This is a genomic window from Streptosporangium sp. OZ121 (assembly GCF_051918885.1).
Taxonomy (GTDB): Bacteria; Actinomycetota; Actinomycetes; order Streptosporangiales; family Streptosporangiaceae; genus Streptosporangium.
In genome coordinates this window covers 49,488-67,727 of record NZ_JBPXMC010000022.1, presented here as the reverse complement: position 1 = coordinate 67,727, position 18,240 = coordinate 49,488, and the positions used below count along the sequence as shown (strand labels likewise).

General features: G+C 74.1%; 14 protein-coding genes. 4 read left to right on the top strand and 10 right to left on the bottom strand.

Annotation, left to right across the window (positions count from 1 at the left end; genetic code table 11):
* The first annotated feature begins 176 nt into the window (after window positions 1–176).
* Together ACTOQ1_RS30755 and ACTOQ1_RS30750 are read left to right on the top strand one after the other, a co-directional pair.
* Window positions 177–917: a GntR family transcriptional regulator gene (locus tag ACTOQ1_RS30755; protein ID WP_440071456.1), complete on the top strand. Its 741-nt coding sequence runs from the start codon at window positions 177–179 to the stop codon at window positions 915–917.
* Window positions 918–1,129: 212 nt separating this feature from the next.
* Window positions 1,130–3,424 carry an AAA family ATPase gene (locus ACTOQ1_RS30750; protein WP_440071455.1) on the top strand — a complete coding sequence of 765 codons (2,295 nt, stop codon included), beginning with the start codon at window positions 1,130–1,132 and terminating at the stop codon, window positions 3,422–3,424.
* A gap of 39 nt (window positions 3,425–3,463) precedes the next feature.
* On the opposite strand, the gene ACTOQ1_RS30745 is transcribed toward ACTOQ1_RS30750, so the two are convergent.
* The 9 genes from ACTOQ1_RS30745 to ACTOQ1_RS30705 form a co-directional block, all read right to left on the bottom strand.
* Entirely contained in the window at window positions 3,464–5,107 is a 1,644-nt protein-coding gene (locus ACTOQ1_RS30745) for an FAD-dependent oxidoreductase (protein ID WP_440071454.1), read from the bottom strand.
* A 130-nt stretch (window positions 5,108–5,237) separates the two neighbouring features.
* On the bottom strand, window positions 5,238–7,838 hold the full coding sequence (gene clpB / locus ACTOQ1_RS30740; protein WP_440071453.1) for an ATP-dependent chaperone ClpB: 2,601 nt from the start codon (window positions 7,836–7,838) through the stop codon (window positions 5,238–5,240).
* Window positions 7,835–8,332, bottom strand: coding sequence for a chaperone modulator CbpM (locus tag ACTOQ1_RS30735; RefSeq protein WP_440071452.1), 498 nt, complete (start codon window positions 8,330–8,332; stop codon window positions 7,835–7,837). The genes clpB and ACTOQ1_RS30735 overlap by 4 nt, the downstream gene beginning before the upstream one ends.
* Complete coding sequence (locus ACTOQ1_RS30730) at window positions 8,329–9,279, bottom strand: DnaJ C-terminal domain-containing protein (RefSeq protein ID WP_440071451.1); 951 nt, start codon at window positions 9,277–9,279, stop codon at window positions 8,329–8,331. The genes ACTOQ1_RS30735 and ACTOQ1_RS30730 overlap by 4 nt, the downstream gene beginning before the upstream one ends.
* Window positions 9,279–10,076 (bottom strand): nucleotide exchange factor GrpE, encoded by a 798-nt coding sequence (locus ACTOQ1_RS30725; protein WP_440071450.1) that lies wholly within the window; start codon window positions 10,074–10,076, stop codon window positions 9,279–9,281. The genes ACTOQ1_RS30730 and ACTOQ1_RS30725 overlap by 1 nt, the downstream gene beginning before the upstream one ends.
* Window positions 10,069–11,994 (bottom strand): molecular chaperone DnaK, encoded by a 1,926-nt coding sequence (dnaK, locus tag ACTOQ1_RS30720; RefSeq protein WP_440071449.1) that lies wholly within the window; start codon window positions 11,992–11,994, stop codon window positions 10,069–10,071. Before dnaK ends, ACTOQ1_RS30725 begins: the two co-directional genes overlap by 8 nt.
* Before the next feature lie 297 nt (window positions 11,995–12,291).
* On the bottom strand, window positions 12,292–12,774 hold the full coding sequence (locus tag ACTOQ1_RS30715) for a general stress protein (RefSeq protein ID WP_440071448.1): 483 nt from the start codon (window positions 12,772–12,774) through the stop codon (window positions 12,292–12,294).
* Window positions 12,775–12,924: 150 nt separating this feature from the next.
* A complete protein-coding gene (locus ACTOQ1_RS30710) occupies window positions 12,925–13,740 on the bottom strand; it encodes a response regulator (RefSeq protein ID WP_440071447.1) in 816 nt (271 codons plus the stop codon).
* Window positions 13,737–14,837 carry a sensor histidine kinase gene (locus tag ACTOQ1_RS30705; RefSeq protein ID WP_440071446.1) on the bottom strand — a complete coding sequence of 367 codons (1,101 nt, stop codon included), beginning with the start codon at window positions 14,835–14,837 and terminating at the stop codon, window positions 13,737–13,739. The genes ACTOQ1_RS30710 and ACTOQ1_RS30705 overlap by 4 nt, the downstream gene beginning before the upstream one ends.
* Window positions 14,838–14,994: 157 nt before the next feature.
* Between ACTOQ1_RS30705 and ACTOQ1_RS30700 the strand changes: the two genes are divergently transcribed.
* Together ACTOQ1_RS30700 and ACTOQ1_RS30695 are read left to right on the top strand one after the other, a co-directional pair.
* Window positions 14,995–15,681: an ABC transporter ATP-binding protein gene (locus ACTOQ1_RS30700; RefSeq protein WP_440071445.1), complete on the top strand. Its 687-nt coding sequence runs from the start codon at window positions 14,995–14,997 to the stop codon at window positions 15,679–15,681.
* A complete protein-coding gene (locus ACTOQ1_RS30695) occupies window positions 15,678–16,412 on the top strand; it encodes an ABC transporter permease (protein ID WP_440071444.1) in 735 nt (244 codons plus the stop codon). Before ACTOQ1_RS30700 ends, ACTOQ1_RS30695 begins: the two co-directional genes overlap by 4 nt.
* A 140-nt stretch (window positions 16,413–16,552) precedes the next feature.
* Here ACTOQ1_RS30695 and menD read toward each other — a convergent pair whose 3' ends face one another.
* Window positions 16,553–18,211, bottom strand: coding sequence for a 2-succinyl-5-enolpyruvyl-6-hydroxy-3-cyclohexene-1-carboxylic-acid synthase (menD, locus tag ACTOQ1_RS30690; protein WP_440071443.1), 1,659 nt, complete (start codon window positions 18,209–18,211; stop codon window positions 16,553–16,555).
* Between the last annotated feature and the right edge of the window lie 29 nt (window positions 18,212–18,240).

Genomic DNA, 18,240 nt, shown 5'->3' with positions numbered 1-18,240 from the left:
GCCCGATGAGGCGCACCCGGCGACGCGAACCCGGTGCGCGAACCGCCTCCCATCCTGTACGAGGACACCGGCCCCGTACGCGTCCGCCGGGCACCTCGACGAGCCCTGGCCGGTTTTTGTCAAGACATTCTGATGTCCGCTAGCCTGACGGCGCGGCGTGTCAACCGGGAGGGCGAATGACGGCGCAGCTCGCCATCGATCTCGACCGGTCCAGCCCGGTCCCGCTCTACTTCCAGGTGGCCGAGCAGATCTCCGAGGCCATCCGCCGCGGCGACCTGCCCCCGGGATCGCGGCTCGACAACGAGATCCTGCTCGCCGACCGGCTGGGCCTGTCGCGTCCGACCGTCCGCCAGGCGATCCGGTATCTGGTCGACAAGGGCCTGCTGGTGCGCAAGCGGGGCGTCGGCACCCAGGTGGTGCACGGCCAGGTCAAGCGTTCCGTCGAGCTGACCAGCCTCTACGACGACCTGCGCAGGGCCGGCCAGGAGCCGGCCACCAGGGTGCTGGTCCTGGGGCCGGCCCCGGTGGAGGAGGAGGTCGCCGCCGTCCTCGGCGTCGCGCCCGGCACCGAGATGCTCCGCCTGGAGCGGATCCGCTACGCCGCCGGGGAGCCGCTGGCCCTGCTGCACAACTGGCTGCCCTCCGGGCTCGCGCCGCTGACCGCCGAGGGCCTCCAGGAGCGCGGGCTGTACGAGATGCTCCGCGCCGCGGGGGTGCGGATGCGCGTGGCGAACCAGCGCATGGGGGCGCGGGCGGCCACGGCGGCCGAGGCGAGGCTGCTCGGCGAGCGGCGCGGGGCCCCGCTGCTCACGATGGTCCGCACCACCTACGACGACCAGGGCAGGGCCGTCGAGCACGGCTCCCACGTCTACCGCGCCTCGCACTACTCCCTGGAGGTCACGCTCATCGAGCGCTGACCGGGCGAGGAGAGCACGCCGGCCGGGCTCCGGCGGGGTGGCGGCGGGGCGGGTGACGGTGGGGCGGCGGCGGGGATCTCCGAGGTCAAATCTGTCCCAAACCACCGGCGCGCGACAGTGCCCGACGCGTGATGATTCGTCCCTTGGGGATGTCATATGCGTAATCACTGCTCAGGAAGCCCGCCGTATGACCCCAGATCCGAGACAAGACTATGCGCGGCCGGAAAGATGAGTGGGCGGCGGTCCTCGCCCTGCTGGGAGGCGTCGCGTCCGCGACCGGGAGCGTCATGCTCGTCGAGGGCGAACCGGGGACGGGAAAGTCGCTGCTGCTCGCCGAGGCCGCGAGCGTCGCGACCGCGCGGGGCACGGCGGTGGCGAGCGGGCGGGCCGACGAGCTGGGACGGCTGACCCCGCTGGGACCGCTGCTGGCCGCGCTCGAGGAGTCGCCGACGGCCTCGATACCCGTGACCAGGAGCGCCTTCCCCGACGGGCCGGGGCTGCTGCTGTGGCTGGCCGAGCAGGTCCGGACCTCGCTGGAGCGGCGGCTGGCCTCGGGGCCGCTGCTGGTGGTGCTGGACGATCTCCAGTGGGCCGATCCCGCCACGGTGATGGCCCTGCGGACGATGCCCTCGCGGCTGGCCTCCTACCCCGTGGCGTGGCTGCTGGCCTGCCGCGACACCCCGGGACGCGGCGAGGCGGGACGGCTGTTCGACCTGCTGGAGGAGGAGGGGGCCACCCGGATCGTGCTGTGCCCCCTCGACGAGGGGGCGGTGGCCGAGATCTCCGCCGACATCCTGGGCGCGGCCCCCGGGGAGGGGCTGGCGGCGCTGGCCGCCCAGGCCGGCGGCAACCCGCTCCTGCTCGCCGAGCTTCTCACCGGGCTGCGCGAGGAGGACGCCATCGTGGTCGAGGACGGCGTCGCCCGGCTGGCCGGGATCACCCCCGCCGGGGCGGTGCTGCCCCTGCGCCTGCACACCGCCGTCCGGCGGCGCCTGGACGAGCTCGGCACCAGGACCCGGTACCTGCTGGAGGCCGTCGCGGTGCTCGGACGCTCGTTCACACCGGCGTACGTGGCCGAGATGCTCGGCGAGACCCCGGCCGCGCTGCTTCCCCCGCTGGAGGAGGCGCTGGCGGCCGGGGTGCTCGTGGCCACCCGCGACGAGCTGGCGTTCCGGCACGAGCTGGTGTGGCGGTCGATCGTCGACGAGGTGCCGTCACCGGTGCGGCGGGCCCTGCGGGAGCAGGTCGAGCGCGCCGCCGGGGCCCGCCGGCCCCTCGCGCCTCGCGGCGGCGGGACGGGGAGGCTCGTGGACCTGGCCCTGCTCGCCTGGGACGAGGGCGCGCTCTCGCGGGGGCTGGACCTGGCGCGCGAGGCCGTGGGGCGACCGGCCCGCGGCCGGCACCGGCAGCCGAGGGCGGTGCTGGCCTCGATGCTGATCGACCTGCGGCTGCTGGACGAGGCGGAGTCGGCGACGGAGAGCGCCGCCGAGGAGGCCGACGCCGAGGGCGAGCCCGCCTGGGCCGCCGAGATCCCCGTCCTGCGCGCCCGGCTGGCCCTGGCCGCGGGCCGGCTCGGCGGCGCGGTCGAGCACGGGGAGGCCGGCCTGGCCGCCGCCGGGACCCTGGACGCCCCGCTCCTGGCCTCCTCGGCCCTGTCGGTGCTCGGCACCGCGTCGCTGCGGTCGGGCGACCTGCCGGGGGCCATCAGGTACATGAAGAGGGACCTGGTCAGGTCGGCACCCGGCATACCGCCGTGCGCCCGGCTGCGGTCGGAACTGACGGCCGGGCGGATCAGCGAGGCGCGCGACGGCGCGGCGGGCGGAATGAGCTCGCTCAGCGGGATCTACGACGCGCTGCCCAGGCACGTCGGGGTGCTGACCGGCGAGCCCACGTCCGCGGCGTGGCTGGTGCGGGTGGCGATGGCGGTGGACGACCTGCGCAGGGCCGACGCGGTGGTCGGCGCGGCCGAGGACATCGCCTGGCGCAACCCCGCCCTGCCCGGCCCGTCGGCGTCCGCCGACCACGCGCGAGGGCTGCGGGAGGGTGACCGCGAGGCGCTGGGCCGCGCGGTGGCCGGGCACGCCGACCCCTGGGCCAGGGGTTCGGCCGCGGAGGATCTCGGCGTGCTGCTCGGCGCGGGCGACGGCTGCCGGGACCTGGCCGTGGAGAGCCTGAAGACCGCGCTGGCCTGCTACGGGGCCGTGGAGGCCGCCCGGGACGCGGCGCGGGTACGGGGAAGGCTGCGGCTGCTGGGCGAGCGACGCCGCCACTGGGCCAGGACCGACCACCCCGTGTCGGGGTGGGCCAGCCTGACCGGCACCGAGCAGGCCGTCTGCGACCTGGTCTCCCAGGGGCTGACGAACCGGCACGCCGCCGAGCAGATGTTCATCAGCGAGCACACCGTCGCCTTCCACCTGCGGCAGGTCTTCCGCAAGCTGGGCATTCGCTCGCGGGTCGAGCTGGCCAGGCTCGCGGCGGAGGAGAACGGCCACCGGCGCCCGCTCTGAGGCCCGCCCTTGAGGCGCGGCCGGGCGGGAGCGGCCCCGTCAGGCGAGGCTGCGGACCATGCGGGACGTGTGCTGGGGCATCTCCCGCGCGACGTGCTCGTGGATCAGCCGGACCACCGTCGCCCCCTCCCCCACGGCCGAGGCGACCCGCTTGACCGACCGGCTCCTGACGTCGCCCACCGCGAAGACCCCGGGCAGGCTCGTCTCCAGGGGCAGGCCGCCGTCGAAGCCGGTGACGACGAAGCCCCGGTCGTCGAGGGTGACGGCGGAGGGGAGCCAGCCCGTACGGGGGTCGGCGCCGATGAGGACGAACAGGGAGCGCGTCTCCAGGAGCGTCCGCTCCCCCGTGCGGCGGTTCTCGACGAGGACCGCCTCCAGCGTGCGGGCGCCGATGAGCTCCCGCACCTCGGTGCCGAGCGTCACCTCCACCCGGGGGTGGTCCCCGATCCGGTCGGTGAGGTAGCGCGACATGCGCTCTCCCAGGTCGCCGCCGCGGACGACCAGGCGCACCGACGAGGCGTACCCGGCCAGGAGGATCGTCGCCTGTCCCGCGGAGTTCCCCCCTCCCACGACCACCACCGGGCCGCCGCCGCACGATCCGGCCTCGGCCACGGTCGCGGCGTAGTGGACGCCGTTGCCCTCGAAGGACTCCAGGCGCGGCACGTCGAGCCTGCGGTAGCGCGCCCCGGTGGCGATGACGATCGTGCGGCCCCTGACGGGCCCTCCCTCGCCGAGCCCGACGTCGTAGTGGCCGTCCATCCGCCCCAGGGACACGGCCTCGGCCGGGACGCCGAAGCGGGCGCCGGACCTCCTGGACTGGATGACGGCCCGCTCGGCGAGCTCTCCGCCGGAGATGCCCGAGGGAAAGCCGAGGTAGTTCTCGACGCGGGGGGAGGTGCTCGCCTGCCCGCCGGCCTCGACCGCGTCCAGCACCACCGTGTCCAGCCCCTCCGACGCCCCGTACAGCGCGGCGGCCAGGCCCGCGGGACCGGCTCCCACGATGACGAGGTCGTGGACGTCCCCGGGCGCGGGCCGGGCGGGCAGTCCGGTCGCGCGGGCCAGCTCGGCGTCGGAGGGGTTGCGCAGGACCCGGGTCCCGCCCAGGATCACCACGGGGGTCTCGTCCGGCGCGACGCCGAGGTTGAGGACGAGCGCCTCGGCCTCCCCGTCCTCCTCCAGGTCGATCCAGCGGTGCGGCAGCCGGTTCCTGGCGGCGAGCTCCCGCAGCCGCCGGCTGCCGGGCGAGTAGCGGGAGCCGATGATCCTGAGCCCGGTCCCGCCGGCGGTGAGCGGCGGGCGGCGGATGAGGTAGGCCCGCAGGATCAGGTCCCCGATCCCGCGGTCGCGGGTGACGATCCTCCTCAGCCGCTCGACGGGGACCGCCAGGACCTCGCCCGCCTCGCAGACCACCGACGTCAGGCACGCCCTCCGGCCGGTGATCACCCCGAGCTCGCCCAGGAAACGGCCCGGCCCGTGGATCCACAGGACCCGCTCGTCCTCGACGACGGCCGCCTTGCCCGTGAGGATGACGACGAACTCCGGGTGCTCCTCACCCTCCTTGATCAGGAGCTCACCCGTCCGGACCGGCCTGCGGACACCGTGGGCCGCGAGCGTGGCGATCTGCGCCTCGTCCAGGCGGGGAAACGCCCCCTGGTGGTCCGGAGTCTCGGTGAGCGCGTCCATCTCAGCCGCTCCTCTCACCTACCGGCGTGATCGCGCCCTCCGCCCACGCGCGCGGCGCGGCACCCGCCGGCGTCCGCTTCTTCCCACAGTTCCGGCATCGCACGATATTTAGTGGCATTACCGGCCCTCCTCATCCGTAGGTCACGGCGAGCTCGTCCCCGGCGAGGTCCACCAGGACCACGGCTCCCTCGTCCGCCTCTCCCGACAGGAGCGCGCGGCCGATGCGCGTCTCGACCTCCCTGGCGATGAACCGGCGCAACGGGCGGGCGCCGTACACGGGGTCGTAGCCCCGCTCGGCGATGTGCCTCAGCGCGGCCTCGGTGACCTCCAGCCGGATGCCCCGCTGGTCGAGGCGGTTGCGCAGCTCGACGAACATCAGGCCGACGATGCGCTCGATCTCCTCGGGGGTGAGCGGCTTGAAGATCACGATGTCGTCGACGCGGTTGAGGAACTCGGGGCGGAAGTGGGCGCGCAGCTCGGCCATGACCTGCTGCTGCGCCTCGGGCTTGATCTCCCCGCTCGACGTGACGCCGTCGAGGAGGTAAACGGAGCCGAGGTTGGAGGTCATGATCAGGACGGTGTTGCGGAAGTCGACGGTCCTGCCCTGCGCGTCGGTGAGCCTGCCGTCGTCGAGCACCTGCAGCAGCGTGTTGAAGACGTCGGCGTGCGCCTTCTCCACCTCGTCGAAGAGCACCACGGAGTACGGCTTGCGCCGCACGGCCTCGGTCAGCTGGCCGCCCTCCTCGTACCCGACGTAGCCGGGGGGCGCGCCGACGAGGCGGCTGACCGTGTGCCGCTCCTGGTACTCGCTCATGTCGATGCGGATCATGTTGTCCTCGGTGTCGAAGAGCGCCTCCGCGAGCGCCTTGGCCAGCTCCGTCTTGCCGACGCCCGTCGGTCCCAGGAAGATGAACGACCCGATCGGGCGGCGCGGGTCCTTGATGCCGGAGCGGGCCCGGATGACGGCATCGGCCACCAGCCGTACCGCCTCGTCCTGGCCGATCACCCGCTCGTGCAGGATCTGGTCGAGCCGCAGGAGCTTCTCGCGCTCGCCCTCGCGCAGCCGGCTCACCGGGATGCCCGTCCACCGGGAGACGATCATCGAGATCTCCTCGTCGGTGACGACCTCGCGCAGCAGGCGCGACGTGCCCTGCTTGGCGGACAGCCGCTCCTCCTCGGCCTCCAGTCGCCGCAGCAGCTCGGGCAGCCTGCCGTGCCGCAGCTCCGCGGCACGGTTGAGGTCGTAGTCGCGCTCGGCCCGCTCGGCGTCCGCGCGTACCTGCTCCATCTCCGCGCGCAGGGCCTGGACGGCGCGCAGGGCGTGCCGCTCGGCCTCCCACTGCGCCCGCATGGCGTCGGTCTCGGCGTGCAGGTCGGCGAGCTCCCTGCGCAGTTCCTCCAGCCGGGTCCCGCTCGCGGAGTCCTCCTCCTTGGCGAGCGCGGCCTCCTCGATCTCCAGGCGCATCACCCTGCGGGTGAGCTCGTCGAGCTCGGCGGGCATCGAGTCGATCTCCGTACGGAGCATCGCGCACGCCTCGTCCACCAGGTCGATGGCCTTGTCCGGCAGGAAGCGGTCGGAGATGTAGCGGTGGCTCAGCACGACGGCCGCCACCAGCGCGCTGTCCTGGATCTTCACCCCGTGGAAGATCTCCAGGCGCTCGCGCAGGCCGCGCAGGATGGACACCGCGTCCTCGACCGACGGCTCGTCGACCATCACCGGCTGGAACCGGCGCTCCAGGGCGGCGTCCTTCTCGACGTGCTTGCGGTACTCGACGAGGGTCGTCGCCCCGATCATGTGCAGCTCGCCGCGGGCCAGCATGGGCTTGAGCATGTTGCCCGCGTCCATGGCGCCCTCGGCGGCTCCGGCGCCCACCACGGTGTGCATCTCGTCGACGAAGAGCAGGATCCGCCCCTCGGCGGCCTTGACCTCGTTGAGCACCGCCTTGAGCCGCTCCTCGAACTCCCCCCGGTACTTGGCCCCGGCCACCAGCGAGCCCATGTCGAGGCTGAAGACCGTCTTGCCCTTGAGCCCCTCCGGCACGTCCCCGTGGCTGATCCGCAGGGCGAGGCCCTCCACGATGGCGGTCTTGCCCACCCCGGGGTCGCCGACGAGGACCGGGTTGTTCTTGGTCTTGCGGGACAGGATCTGGATGACGCGGCGGATCTCGGCGTCGCGCCCGACGACCGGGTCGAGCTTGCCCGAGAGGGCGTCCGCCACCAGGTCGCGCCCGTACTTCTCCAGCGCCTCGTACGCCACCTCCGGCATCGCGGACGTCACCCGCTGGTTGCCGCGGATCGCGGTGAGCGCCTTGAGGAAGCCGTCCCTGGACAGTCCCTGCTCGTGCAGCAGCCGCCCGGCCGAGGCCGAGCTGCCCTCCTCGATCAGGGCGATGAGCAGGTGCTCCACCGACACGTACTCGTCCTTCAGCCGGTCGGCCTCCCGCTTGGCCGTCTCCAGCAGGCGCGAGAGCCGCTGCGTCACGTAGACCTGGCCGGGCGAGGCGCCGGGGCCGCTCACCCGGGGGCGCCGGCCCAGCTCCGCCTCCAGCTCGTTCCTGAGCCGGTCGGTGTCGACGTTCGCGTACGAGAGCAGGCGGGGTGTCAGCCCCTCCGGCTGATCGAGCAGCGCCAGCAGCAGGTGCTCGCCGTCCACCTCCGTGTGCCCGAAACGCAGGGCCTTGGTCTGCGCGTCGTGCAGCGCCTCCTGCGACTTCTGTGTCAGCTGGTTCATGTCCACGGCGAGCCTCCGATGGGTCGGGAACGACCGCGCTGGGCGGCCTCCAGGTCGGCGATGCGGTCCAGCAGGTCCAGCACGAGGCCGATCGCCGCGTAGTTGATCGAGAACCCGGCCCGCAGCCGCCGGACGCGCGCCATGGTGAGCAACTGGGAGGGCGGGAGCCACAGGTGCCCGGAGGCGTCGGTCCAGGCGTCGAGCACGCCCAGCACGACGAGGCGCCGCACCAGCTCGGGATGGGTTCCCGTCGCCCTGGCGAACGTCTCCAGATCCAGGCGTTCGGGCCTGGCCAGCTGGTAGGTCCTGGCCGTCTCCCGCGCGGTCTCCTCCCGAACCTCCCGCCGGGTCTCTCCCCGGGTCTCCCGCCGGTGGGAGGCCGCGCCCTCGCCAGCGGCGGGCCCGGCGCGTTCTCCGCCCGCCGGGTCCGCCGGCGGGCGGGCGGGGCGCGGGTCAGGACGGGGCGTCCCGCGCTCCGGGAACGGATGGGTCATCGCCGCCTCCTCGGGTCGAACGCGGAGACCGCGGCGAGCTGCTCGAACAGCCGCCGCTCCTCCTCCGACAACCGGTCCGGGACCATGATCCGCACCTCGGCGTACAGGTCACCGGCCTTGTCGCCGCGGCTGGGCATCCCCCGGCCGCGCAGCCGCAGCCGCCTGCCGCTGGACGTCCCCGACGGCACCTTGACCTTGGCCTCGCCCCCGGGGGTGTCGACCACGACGGGGGCGCCGAGCGCCGCCTCCCACGGGGTGACCGGGAGCAGGACGTGGAGGTCGCGTCCCTCCATCCGGTAGCGGGGGTGCGGGGCGATCCTGACGATCAGGTAGAGGTCGCCCGCGGGCGCCCCGTCGCCGCCCCTGCCGCCCTGCCCGGCCAGCCTGATGCGCTGCCCGTCGACGACGCCCGGCGGGATGTCGATCCGCAGCCCGCGCGAACCGACGGTGATGGAGCGAGGCCCGCCCCGGTAGGCCTCCTCCACGGTCAGGACGATCTCGGCCTCCTGGTCGGCGCCGGGTATCGGCCCCCAGCTCGCGCCGGACCGGCCTCTCCTGCCGGAGAACAGCCCTTCGAGGAGGTCGTCGAGGTCGACCCCCTCCTGGAAGCCGCCGAAACCCGCGCCCCCGCCCCGGGCCCCGGTCCCGCCCCGGCCCGCGCCCGCGCCCGCCGCGCGGCTTCCGGCGCGTGCCCACGTCTCCGGGTCCACGTCGTCGGGCACCTGGCGGAACTCCGGCCCGAACGCGTCGTAGCGGCGCCGGGTCCCGGGATCGGACAGCACGCTGTAGGCCTCGGAGACCTCCTTGAAGCGGTCCTCGGCGGACGGGTCCTTGTTGACGTCGGGGTGGTTGGCCCGCGCCAGCTTGCGGTAGGCGCGCTGGATGTCCTCCTGGCTCGCCCCCCGCCGCACGCCGAGGATCTCGTAGAAGTCCCGGTCGGGGGGCATCATGCCCCCTTGGCCACCACGACCAGCGCGGGCCGCAGCAACTGTTCGCCGTCCCCGTAGCCGGGCCGCACCACTTGCAGGACCGTGCCGTCGGGAACGCCCTCCCGCGACAGCATGCCCACCGCCTCGTGCCTGGCCGGGTCGAACACGGTCCCGGTGTCGTCGCGGCGCGCGTAACCGAGGCGGGACACCACCTCTTGCGCCTGGTCGCGGATCGCCCGCATCCCGGCGACGATGGAGCCGGGATCGGTCTCCGCGTGCTCCAGGGCGCGGTCCAGGTTGTCCAGTACGGGCAGCCACTCCCCGGCGGCCCGCGCCCGCTCGTCCGACCGCGTCCGCTCGGCGTCCCTGCCGACACGCTTGCGCAGGTTGTCGAGGTCGGCGAGGGCGCGCCGCCAGCGGTCCTGGAGATCGGCCACCGTGGCCTGGAGCTCCAGGACGCGCTCCTGGAGGTCGTCCGGGGTGTCCGGGGCGTACCCGCGCCCCTCCTTGACCTCCGGCCTCTGGTCACGCGCCTCCTGGTCACGCGCCTCCTGACCACCGCGCCGGGTCTCTGACCCCTGGGCGCCCTGAGGTCCCCGGGCTCCGTGCCGGTCCGGGGGCCGGTCGGGGGGCCGGTCGGGGGGCCGGTCGGGGAGCCGGTCGGGGAGCCCGTCGTGGGCTCGCGCCTCCCGGCCGGCGTCCCGCTCCCGGTCGTCCTCCCGGTCGTACGGCTCCCGGCCGGGCGGGTCGTACCCGCCGCGCGGCTCCCCGTCACGGCGCGGGACGTGCCGGCCACGCCCGGGTGTCTCACTCATCGGTCGTGAACTCCGCGTCGATGACGTCGTCGTCCCGGCCGCCCGGGGAACCGGTCGCCCCCGCGGCTCCCGGGCCGCCCGCGGCCCCCTGGGCCCCCTGTGGCCCCGGGGTCCCCTGGGCGCCGGAGCCGGCCGCGCCGAGGCTGTGGTAGATCTGCTGGAGTTCGGCGGTGAGCGAGCGGACCCGGTCGAGCGGGGCCTCCTGCTTGATCGCGTCGCGGGCGTCGTGCGCCAGCATGTCGGCCCGCGCCCTCTCGTGGACGGCCACCGAGTCGCCCAGCTCCGTCAGGCGGCGCTCCACCTGGTAGGCGGCGCTGTCGAGCTCGTTGCGCGCGTCCACCACCTGCCGCATCCGCTGGTCCTCCTCGCGGTGCCGCTCGGAGTCGGCGACCATCCGCTCGACCTCGCTCGTGTCCAGGTTCGAGCTCTCGCTGATCGTGATGCGCTGCTCGGCGCCGGTGTCCTTGTCCTTGGCCGAGACGTTCAGGATGCCGTTGGCGTCGACGTCGAAGGTCACGTCGACCTGCGGCACGCCGCGCGGGGCGGGCCGGATGTTCTCCAGCCGGAACCGGCCCAGGGGACGGTTGTCGGCGGCGCGCTCGCGCTCGCCCTGCAGCACGACGACGTCCACGGCGCTCTGGTTGTCCTCGGCGGTGCTGAACGTCTCGGAACGGCGGGCCGGGATGGTGGTGTTCCGCTCGATGACCTTCGTCATCACCCCGCCGAGCGTCTCGATGCCGAGGGAGAGCGGTGTCACGTCGAGCAGTACGACGTCCCTCAGCTCGCCCTTGATGACGGCGGCCTGGACCGCGGCGCCCAGCGCCACGACCTCGTCCGGGTTGACCGTCATGTTCGGTTCCTTGCCGCCCGTCATCCGGCGCACCAGGTTCTGCACGGCGGGCATCCTGGTCGAGCCGCCCACCAGGATCACCTCGTCGATGTCGTCGGCGGTGAGCTTGGCGTCGGCCATGGCCTGCTGGACGGGCCCCTTGCACCGTTCGAGCAGGTCGGCGGTGATCTCCTCGAAGGTCGAGCGCCTGAGCGTGGTGTTCAGGTGCTTGGGGCCCGAGGCGTCCGCGGTGATGAAGGGCAGGCTGATCTGCGTCTGGGTGACCGCCGACAGCTCGACCTTGGCCTTCTCCGCGGCCTCGAACAGCCGCTGCAGGGCCTGCGGGTCCTGGCGCAGGTCGATGCCGTTGTCCCGCTGGAACTCGTCGGCGAGGTGGTCGACGATGCGCCGGTCGAAGTCGTCGCCGCCCAGGTGGGAGTCGCCCGCGGTCGCCCGTACCTCCACGACGCCGTCCCCGATGGCGAGGACGCTGACGTCGAAGGTGCCGCCGCCCAGGTCGAAGACGAGCACGGTCTCGCTCTCCTGGCGGTCGAGGCCGTAGGCGAGGGCCGCCGCGGTCGGCTCGTTGATGATCCGCAGGACCTCCAGGCCGGCGATCTTCCCGGCGTCCTTGGTGGCCTGGCGCTGGGAGTCGTTGAAGTACGCGGGCACGGTGATGACCGCCTCGGTGACCTTCTCCCCCAGGAACTTCGAGGCGTCGTCCACGAGCTTGCGCAGGACGGCCGCGGCGATCTCCTCGGGCGCGTAGAGCTTCTCGTTGATCTTGAAGCGGACGGCTCCGTCGGGCCCGGGGACGACGTCGAACGACACGGCGGTCAGCTCGCTGGCGACCTCGTCGTGACGGCGGCCGATGAAGCGCTTGGCCGAGTAGATCGTCCCCTTGGGGTTGAGGATCGCCTGGCGGCGGGCCAGTTGCCCGACCAGGCGCTCACCGTTGTCGGTGAACGCCACGACCGAGGGCGTCGTCCGCGCCCCCTCGGCGTTGGGGATCACCGTGGGCTTGTCGCCCTCCATCGTGGCGATCACCGAGTTGGTGGTGCCCAGATCGATTCCGACTGCTTTAGGCATGCTGCCCTCCTGTGCGCTGTGGCCCCCGGCGCTCGCCGGACGGCACCGCCGCCTCGCCCGCGACATCCCGGCGTCCCCGGGTCCTGTGGTCGCGCGCCTCGATCGGACCCGCCGAAGACCCGGCCCGATGAAGATCGGGGCCCGGTGAAAACCAGGACCCGGTGAATCCGGCCGGACGAGCGGCCCGGCGGCGGGCACGGGACGGCGGCGCGGGCGATGCCGCCCGCGCCGTCCGCGCCCCGTTCGTGCGGGTCCGGCCCGGGAAACGCCGGTCAGAGCCGGTCAGAGCCGGTCCGGTCAGATCTGCTGGTGCATCTGCTGGGACGTGCCCACGTCGAGCAGCCTGCGCGCCTCGGCGGCGTGTGGGGCCGCGACCAGCACCTCGTAGCGGTCGGCGACGATCGCGCTCGACGAGAGGAAGTCGCGCTTGCCCCCGGTGAGCGCGTGGCCGACCAGTCCGAAGATCGCTCCGGCGATGGCGCCCCAGATCAGGCCCCACAGGACCAGGATGAAGGGGAACCGCCCGGGAGTGAAGATCGCGAAGAACAGGCCGATCAGCAGTCCGAACCAGGCTCCGGTCGCCGCGCCCATCCCCGCGGCGCGAAGATAGGTCAGCCGCCCGAGCACCTGCTCGACGAGCCGGAGACCGACTCCGACGATCATCGTGTGCTCGACCGGGAACTTCTGGTCCGACAGCCGGTCCACGGCACGTTGTGCCTCGGCGTAGTCGCCGAAACCCGCCACCGTCTCGTGGCCGGTCAAACTGACGTCAGGTCGCATGGCACTTCCCTTCGACGGGCACCCGCGAGGTGAATCCGTACGCGATCCACCCTGACCCCGTGACGGCGTCCCCACATCCCCAGACCTGACAGTCATCACCCGGCAGTCCCCGCCGTCCCCGCCGTCCCCGGCGCCGGTGTCCGGTCCCGGTCAGCCCGGGCCCAGGCCGTGCCGGAAGGCGTAGGTCACCGCCTGGGCCCGGTCGCGCAGTCCCGCCTTGGCGAAGAGGTTGTTGATGTGCGTCTTGACCGTCGCCTCGGAGATGAACAGCTCCCCGGCGATCTCCGCGTTCGAGCGGCCCGCCGCTATCAGCCCCAGCACCTCGCTCTCCCGGCGGGTCAGTCCGTCCGGCAGGCCCGGCGCGCGGCGGCTCCCGGCCACCGCCTCGGCCAGCCGCCGCTGGACGGCGGGGTCGAACTGGGCCTCGCCCTCGACCACGGTGGCGATGGCCGAGGCCAGGGACTCGGCGTCGGTGTCCTTGGTCAGGTAGCCCCGCGCCCCCGCGCCCAGCGCGGCGAAGATCGACTCGTCGTCGGAGTACGTCGTCAGGACCACCACGTGGACGTCCGGGTGGGCCGCCCTGATCCTGCGGGTCGCCTCCACCCCGTCCATGCGGGGCATCCGCAGGTCCATCAGGACCACGTCGGGCCCGAGCGAGCCGGCCAGCTCGACCGCCTCCCGCCCGTCGGCCGCGGCCCCCACGACCTCGACGCCGGGCAGCAATCCCAGCAGCAGCACCAGACCCTCGCGCACCACCGTCTGGTCGTCGGCCACCAGCACCCGCACGACCACCTCGACCACCTCGTCCCTCGGACCCGCCCGCCCGTCCCCGCGCCGCTCCCGCGCCGGGACGGCCTCGCGGTCGCGCGGCACCGGCGCGTCGGGGCGTACCGTACCGGCACCGGCGTGAGCCGTCCACGGCGCGGCACCCGCCCCCGTGGCGGCGCCGCGCCGTGGACGGCTCACGCCGGGACCCGCAGCAGGACCTCGAAGCCCTCCGCGCCCGGCCGCGCGGCCAGCGAACCGCCGATCAGCTCGGCCCGCTCGCGCATCCCCACCAGCCCGTACCCCCCTTCCCGCGACGCCGGCGGGCCCGGCGGGCCGCCCGTGTCGCGCACCTCCAGCTCGCACCACGCGCCGGCGCGGCGCAGCGCCACCGACACCGCGGCGCCCGGCGCGTGCTTGCGCGCGTTCGTCAGCGCCTCCTGCGCGGTCCTGGCCACCGCCAGCCTGGCCCCCGCCTCCAGCGAGCCGAGGTCCCCGGTGACCGAGACCGCGCAGGGCGCCCCCGTCACCGACCGGAACTCCACCGCCAGCCGCTCCAGCCGCTCGGCCAGCGGAAGCTCCTGCCCGCGCAGCGCGTCGAGCGCCCGGCGGGTCTCCTCCAGCCCGGCGCGCGCCAGCCGCACGGCGCGGTTGACCCGGTCGAGGGCCGCCGCGGGGTCCCCGCCCTGCTCCAGCAGCAGCCGCGCGCCCTCCAGGTGGACGATCTGCGCCGACTGCGAGTGCGCCAGGATGTCGTGGACCTCCCTGGCCAGCCGCGCCCGCTCGGCCAGCACGGCCTCGCCCGCCCGCGCCTCGGCGAGCGCCGCGGCGTGCTCCCTGGTCGTCTTCACGTATCGCATCAGGAAGACGAGAATGACGCCGTAGGTGAGGCCCAGGACGTTGCCCATCAACTCCCAGCCCTGCAGCCCGATCAGGAAGGACACGGCCGCCGTTCCGGCGATGTCGGCCGCGACCAGGAGCACCGCCGTCCAGAAGCGGGTCTTGAACGGCGCGGCGTAGAGGACGAGGTACAGAAACCCCATGCCGCTGAAGTGACTGATCGCGTGCAGGGCGAGCCCGCCGGTCAGGGTGGCGGCGAGCAGCCAGGCGCTGCGCCGCGCGTCCCGGCTCAGCAGTGCCCACGCGCAGCAGCCGGAGGTGGCGGCGCAGACGAGGAGCACCGTGAGCAGGCCCGGCCAGCCCGTCTCGACCGCGGCGGCCACCGGCCAGTAGAGCACGTATCCCGCCAGCGCGACGGCGAGGAGACAGCGCACCGAGGGGCGGCGGAAAAACGTCACGGCGCCACGTTATCCACGGCCCCGGCGGCGGACCATGGGCCCCGGGGTGGAGATCGTCTCCACCCTCCGGCCGCCGCGCCCTCCCCCCGGGTGGACGTCGCGGGTTCCACCCCCGGGACCGTGCGTACCCACCCGCCCCGGGGCCATCGTCGAGGGCATGTCAGCAATCAGCGTCACCCACCTCGGCAAGTCGTTCGGCGGGGTACGAGCCGTCGACGACCTGTCGTTCACGGTGGAACGGGGAACACTCACGGCCTTCATCGGCCCCAACGGGGCGGGCAAGACCACCACCCTGCGCATGATCCTCGGCCTGGTCACGCCCACCGAGGGCACCGCGACCATCGACGGCGGACCCTACCGCGACCTGGAGCGTCCCGTCGCCACGGTCGGCGCGGTACTGGAGGCCGCGGCCTTCCACCCGGGGCTGAGCGCCCGCACGCACCTGGAGGCGCTCCGCCTCGCCGCGGGACTGGACGCGGAGCGCGTGGAGCACGTGCTGGAACAGGTCGACCTCACCGCCTCGGCCGGCCGCAGGGTGGGGGGCTTCTCCCTGGGCATGCGCCAGCGCCTCGCCCTGGCCTCCGCCCTGCTGGGAGACCCGGAGATCCTCATCCTCGACGAGCCCGCCAACGGCCTGGACCCGACGGGCATGCGCTGGCTGCGGGGCTTCCTGCGGGCCTACGCCCACCAGGGGCGCACGGTCCTGGTCTCCACGCACGTGCTCGCCGAGATCCAGCAGATCGCCGACCACGTGATCGTCGTACGGGCGGGGCGCCTCGCCTGGCAGGGCCCGCTCACCCCGGAGACCGACCTGGAGGAGCTCTACATGGAGGTGACCGCGTGAACGGCCTGATCCGCGCCGAACTGCTCAAGGCGCGCGCGAGCCGCACCACCTGGATCCTGGCCGCCCTGGCACCCCCGCTGTGCGCGGCCTGGGCGGGACTGATGGTCTTCTTCATGGGGCAGGGCGGCGGGACGCCGCTCGACGCGCAGATCGAGAACGTCTACAGCATGACCCAGCAGGCCTACGTCTTCACCCTGCTGCTCGGCGTTCTCGGCATGGCCGGGGAGAACCGCCACCAGACGATCACCTGGCAGTTCCTGGTCAGCCCCGGGCGGGACCGGGTGGTGACGGCGAAACTGGCCGCGTACGCGATCATCGGCCTGGTGATCGCCACGGTCTCGGCGCTGGTCACGCTGGCCGCGGGCCTGGTCATGCTCGGCCTGGCCGGTTACCCCTCCTGGACCCCCCGGGTGCCCGCGGTCCTGCTCGGCTCGGCGCTCGCGGTCGTCCTGTACGGCCTGCTCGGGGTGGGCCTGGGAGCCCTGATCCGCAACCAGGTGGCGGCGGTGGCGGTGGCGCTGGCCTGGTTCATGTACGCCGACTACCTGCTCGTCAGCTTCCTGCCCGATCTGGGCAGGTGGCTGCCGACCGGGGCCGCCCGCGCCCTGAGCGGCATGCCCCTGGGCGGCGAGCTGCTGCCCGTCTGGGCCGGCGGGCTGCTGTTCGCGGGCTACGTCGCGGTGACCGTGCTCGCCGCCCGCGCGCTGACGCTCCGCCGCGACGTCACGTGACCTCGCCGTACGACGGCACGGACCCCGGCGCGGACGGCGACACGGACGGCGACACGGACGGCGGCACGGCGTGCCGTCACGGCCGGCCGTACCGGGTGATCCCGGGGGCACGCGTCACGGCGTGTCCCCGGGAACGCGCGTCACGCCATGGCGTCGCGGACGGCGGCGTGGGCCGCGTCGCGCATCACGGCGTGCAGTCTCGCGTTGGACTCCCGGTCGCTGCGCACCTCGACCATGCGCAGCCCCTCGCCGCGCAGCGCCTTGACCAGCTGGCCCGGCTCGTCCACGAAGGTGTACGGCGTGCCGGTGGCGGCGGCCACGTAGCCCAGGTCCACCCCGTGCGAGGTGCCGAAGACCCGCTCGAAGGGGTCGCGCAGCGCGGCCTGGGGCAGCAGCGAGAAGATCCCGCCGCCGTCGTTGTTCACCACGACCAGGCAGAGGTCGGGGCGCGGCTCGCGGGAGCCGAGGAGCAGCCCGTTCTGGTCGTGCAGGAAGGTCAGGTCGCCCATCAGGGCGTAGGAGGGGCCGTTGTGGGCGAGGGCGGCGCCCATCGCCGACGACACCACGCCGTCGATCCCGGCCGCCCCCCGGTTGGCCATGATCCGCAGGCCCCGCCGGGGACGCATCGCCTGGTCGAGGTCGCGGATCGGCATGGAGGAGCCGGAGAACAGCAGCGCCCCGTTGGGCAGCGCCTCCGCCAGGTCGCGGGCCAGGCGCGGCTCGCTGAGCCCCGACCCGTCCAGCACCTCGTCGATCGCGGCCCTGGCCGCCGTCTCGGCGCGGCGCCAGGAGTGCAGCCACACATCGTCGCCCGCGGCGACCGGGATCTCCACCACCTGGGCCACCTGGGTGGCCGAGCGGGTCGGGTCGGGCCAGCGGGTCATGTCGGCCGCGACCACGATGTGCTCGCCCGCGTGTCTCAGCCAGTTGAGCAGCGGCCGGGACAGGCCCGGGCGGCCCAGGGTGACCACGACGTCGGGGCGGTGCCGGTCGGCGAACTCCGGGGTGCCCAGGAGGAAGTGGTAGGCCGACATCGCGTGGTCGCCGTAGCGGGCGCCGCCGTTGGGCTCCGACAGGATCGGCCACCCGGCCATGCCCGCCGCCGCCACGTACCTGCGGGTGTTGGTCGCGCCGTCGCCGACGACCAGCACGCCCCGCCGGGTCGGCGGCAGGTGCAGCGCCACCGGCGGGGAGCCCACCCTGGCGCGCACCCACGGACCCGCGGCGTCGCCCTCCAGGGACTCGGACCAGGACGGGTCGCCGTCCGGGATCAGCGGCTCGCGGAAGGCCACGTTGAGGTGGACGGGCCCCGGGTCGTACGGGCCCATCGCGCGCTGGTAGGCGCGGCAGGCCGTCGACCGCCAGTAGGCGACCTGGCCCGGACGGTCCTCGGGCACGCCGATCTCGCTGAACCAGCGGACGGCCGTGCCGTACAGCTTGATCTGGTCGACGGTCTGGCTGGCACCGGTGTCGCGCAGCTCGGGCGGGCGGTCGGCGGTGAGCACCAGCAGCGGCACCCCCGACTCGTGCGCCTCGATGACGGCCGGGTGGAAGTTGGCCGCCGCGGTGCCGGAGGTGCAGATCAGGACGACCGGACGATCGCTGCGGCGGGCCAGGCCCACCGCCAGGTGGGAGGCCGAGCGCTCGTCCACCCGCACGTGCAGCCGGAGGCGGCTGTCGGCGTGCACGGCCAGGGCGAGCGGCGCCGAACGCGAACCCGGTGCGAGCACCACGTCCGTCAGACCGCAGCGGGCCAGCTCGTCGACCAGCACCGTCGCGAGCGCGGTCGCGGGATTCACCGCACCGCCTCCTTATCTCCGCACCCGGG

What these genes read in the sequence shown, in the direction of transcription:
- ACTOQ1_RS30755 (WP_440071456.1), top strand. Translation starts at nt 177, where the DNA reads ATGACGGCGCAGCTCGCCATCGATCTCGACCGGTCCAGCCCGGTCCCG.
- ACTOQ1_RS30750 (WP_440071455.1), top strand. Translation starts at nt 1,130, where the DNA reads ATGCGCGGCCGGAAAGATGAGTGGGCGGCGGTCCTCGCCCTGCTGGGA.
- ACTOQ1_RS30745 (WP_440071454.1), bottom strand. Translation starts at nt 5,107, where the DNA reads ATGGACGCGCTCACCGAGACTCCGGACCACCAGGGGGCGTTTCCCCGC.
- clpB (WP_440071453.1), bottom strand. Translation starts at nt 7,838, where the DNA reads ATGAACCAGCTGACACAGAAGTCGCAGGAGGCGCTGCACGACGCGCAG.
- ACTOQ1_RS30735 (WP_440071452.1), bottom strand. Translation starts at nt 8,332, where the DNA reads ATGACCCATCCGTTCCCGGAGCGCGGGACGCCCCGTCCTGACCCGCGC.
- ACTOQ1_RS30730 (WP_440071451.1), bottom strand. Translation starts at nt 9,279, where the DNA reads ATGCCCCCCGACCGGGACTTCTACGAGATCCTCGGCGTGCGGCGGGGG.
- ACTOQ1_RS30725 (WP_440071450.1), bottom strand. Translation starts at nt 10,076, where the DNA reads ATGAGTGAGACACCCGGGCGTGGCCGGCACGTCCCGCGCCGTGACGGG.
- dnaK (WP_440071449.1), bottom strand. Translation starts at nt 11,994, where the DNA reads ATGCCTAAAGCAGTCGGAATCGATCTGGGCACCACCAACTCGGTGATC.
- ACTOQ1_RS30715 (WP_440071448.1), bottom strand. Translation starts at nt 12,774, where the DNA reads ATGCGACCTGACGTCAGTTTGACCGGCCACGAGACGGTGGCGGGTTTC.
- ACTOQ1_RS30700 (WP_440071445.1), top strand. Translation starts at nt 14,995, where the DNA reads ATGTCAGCAATCAGCGTCACCCACCTCGGCAAGTCGTTCGGCGGGGTA.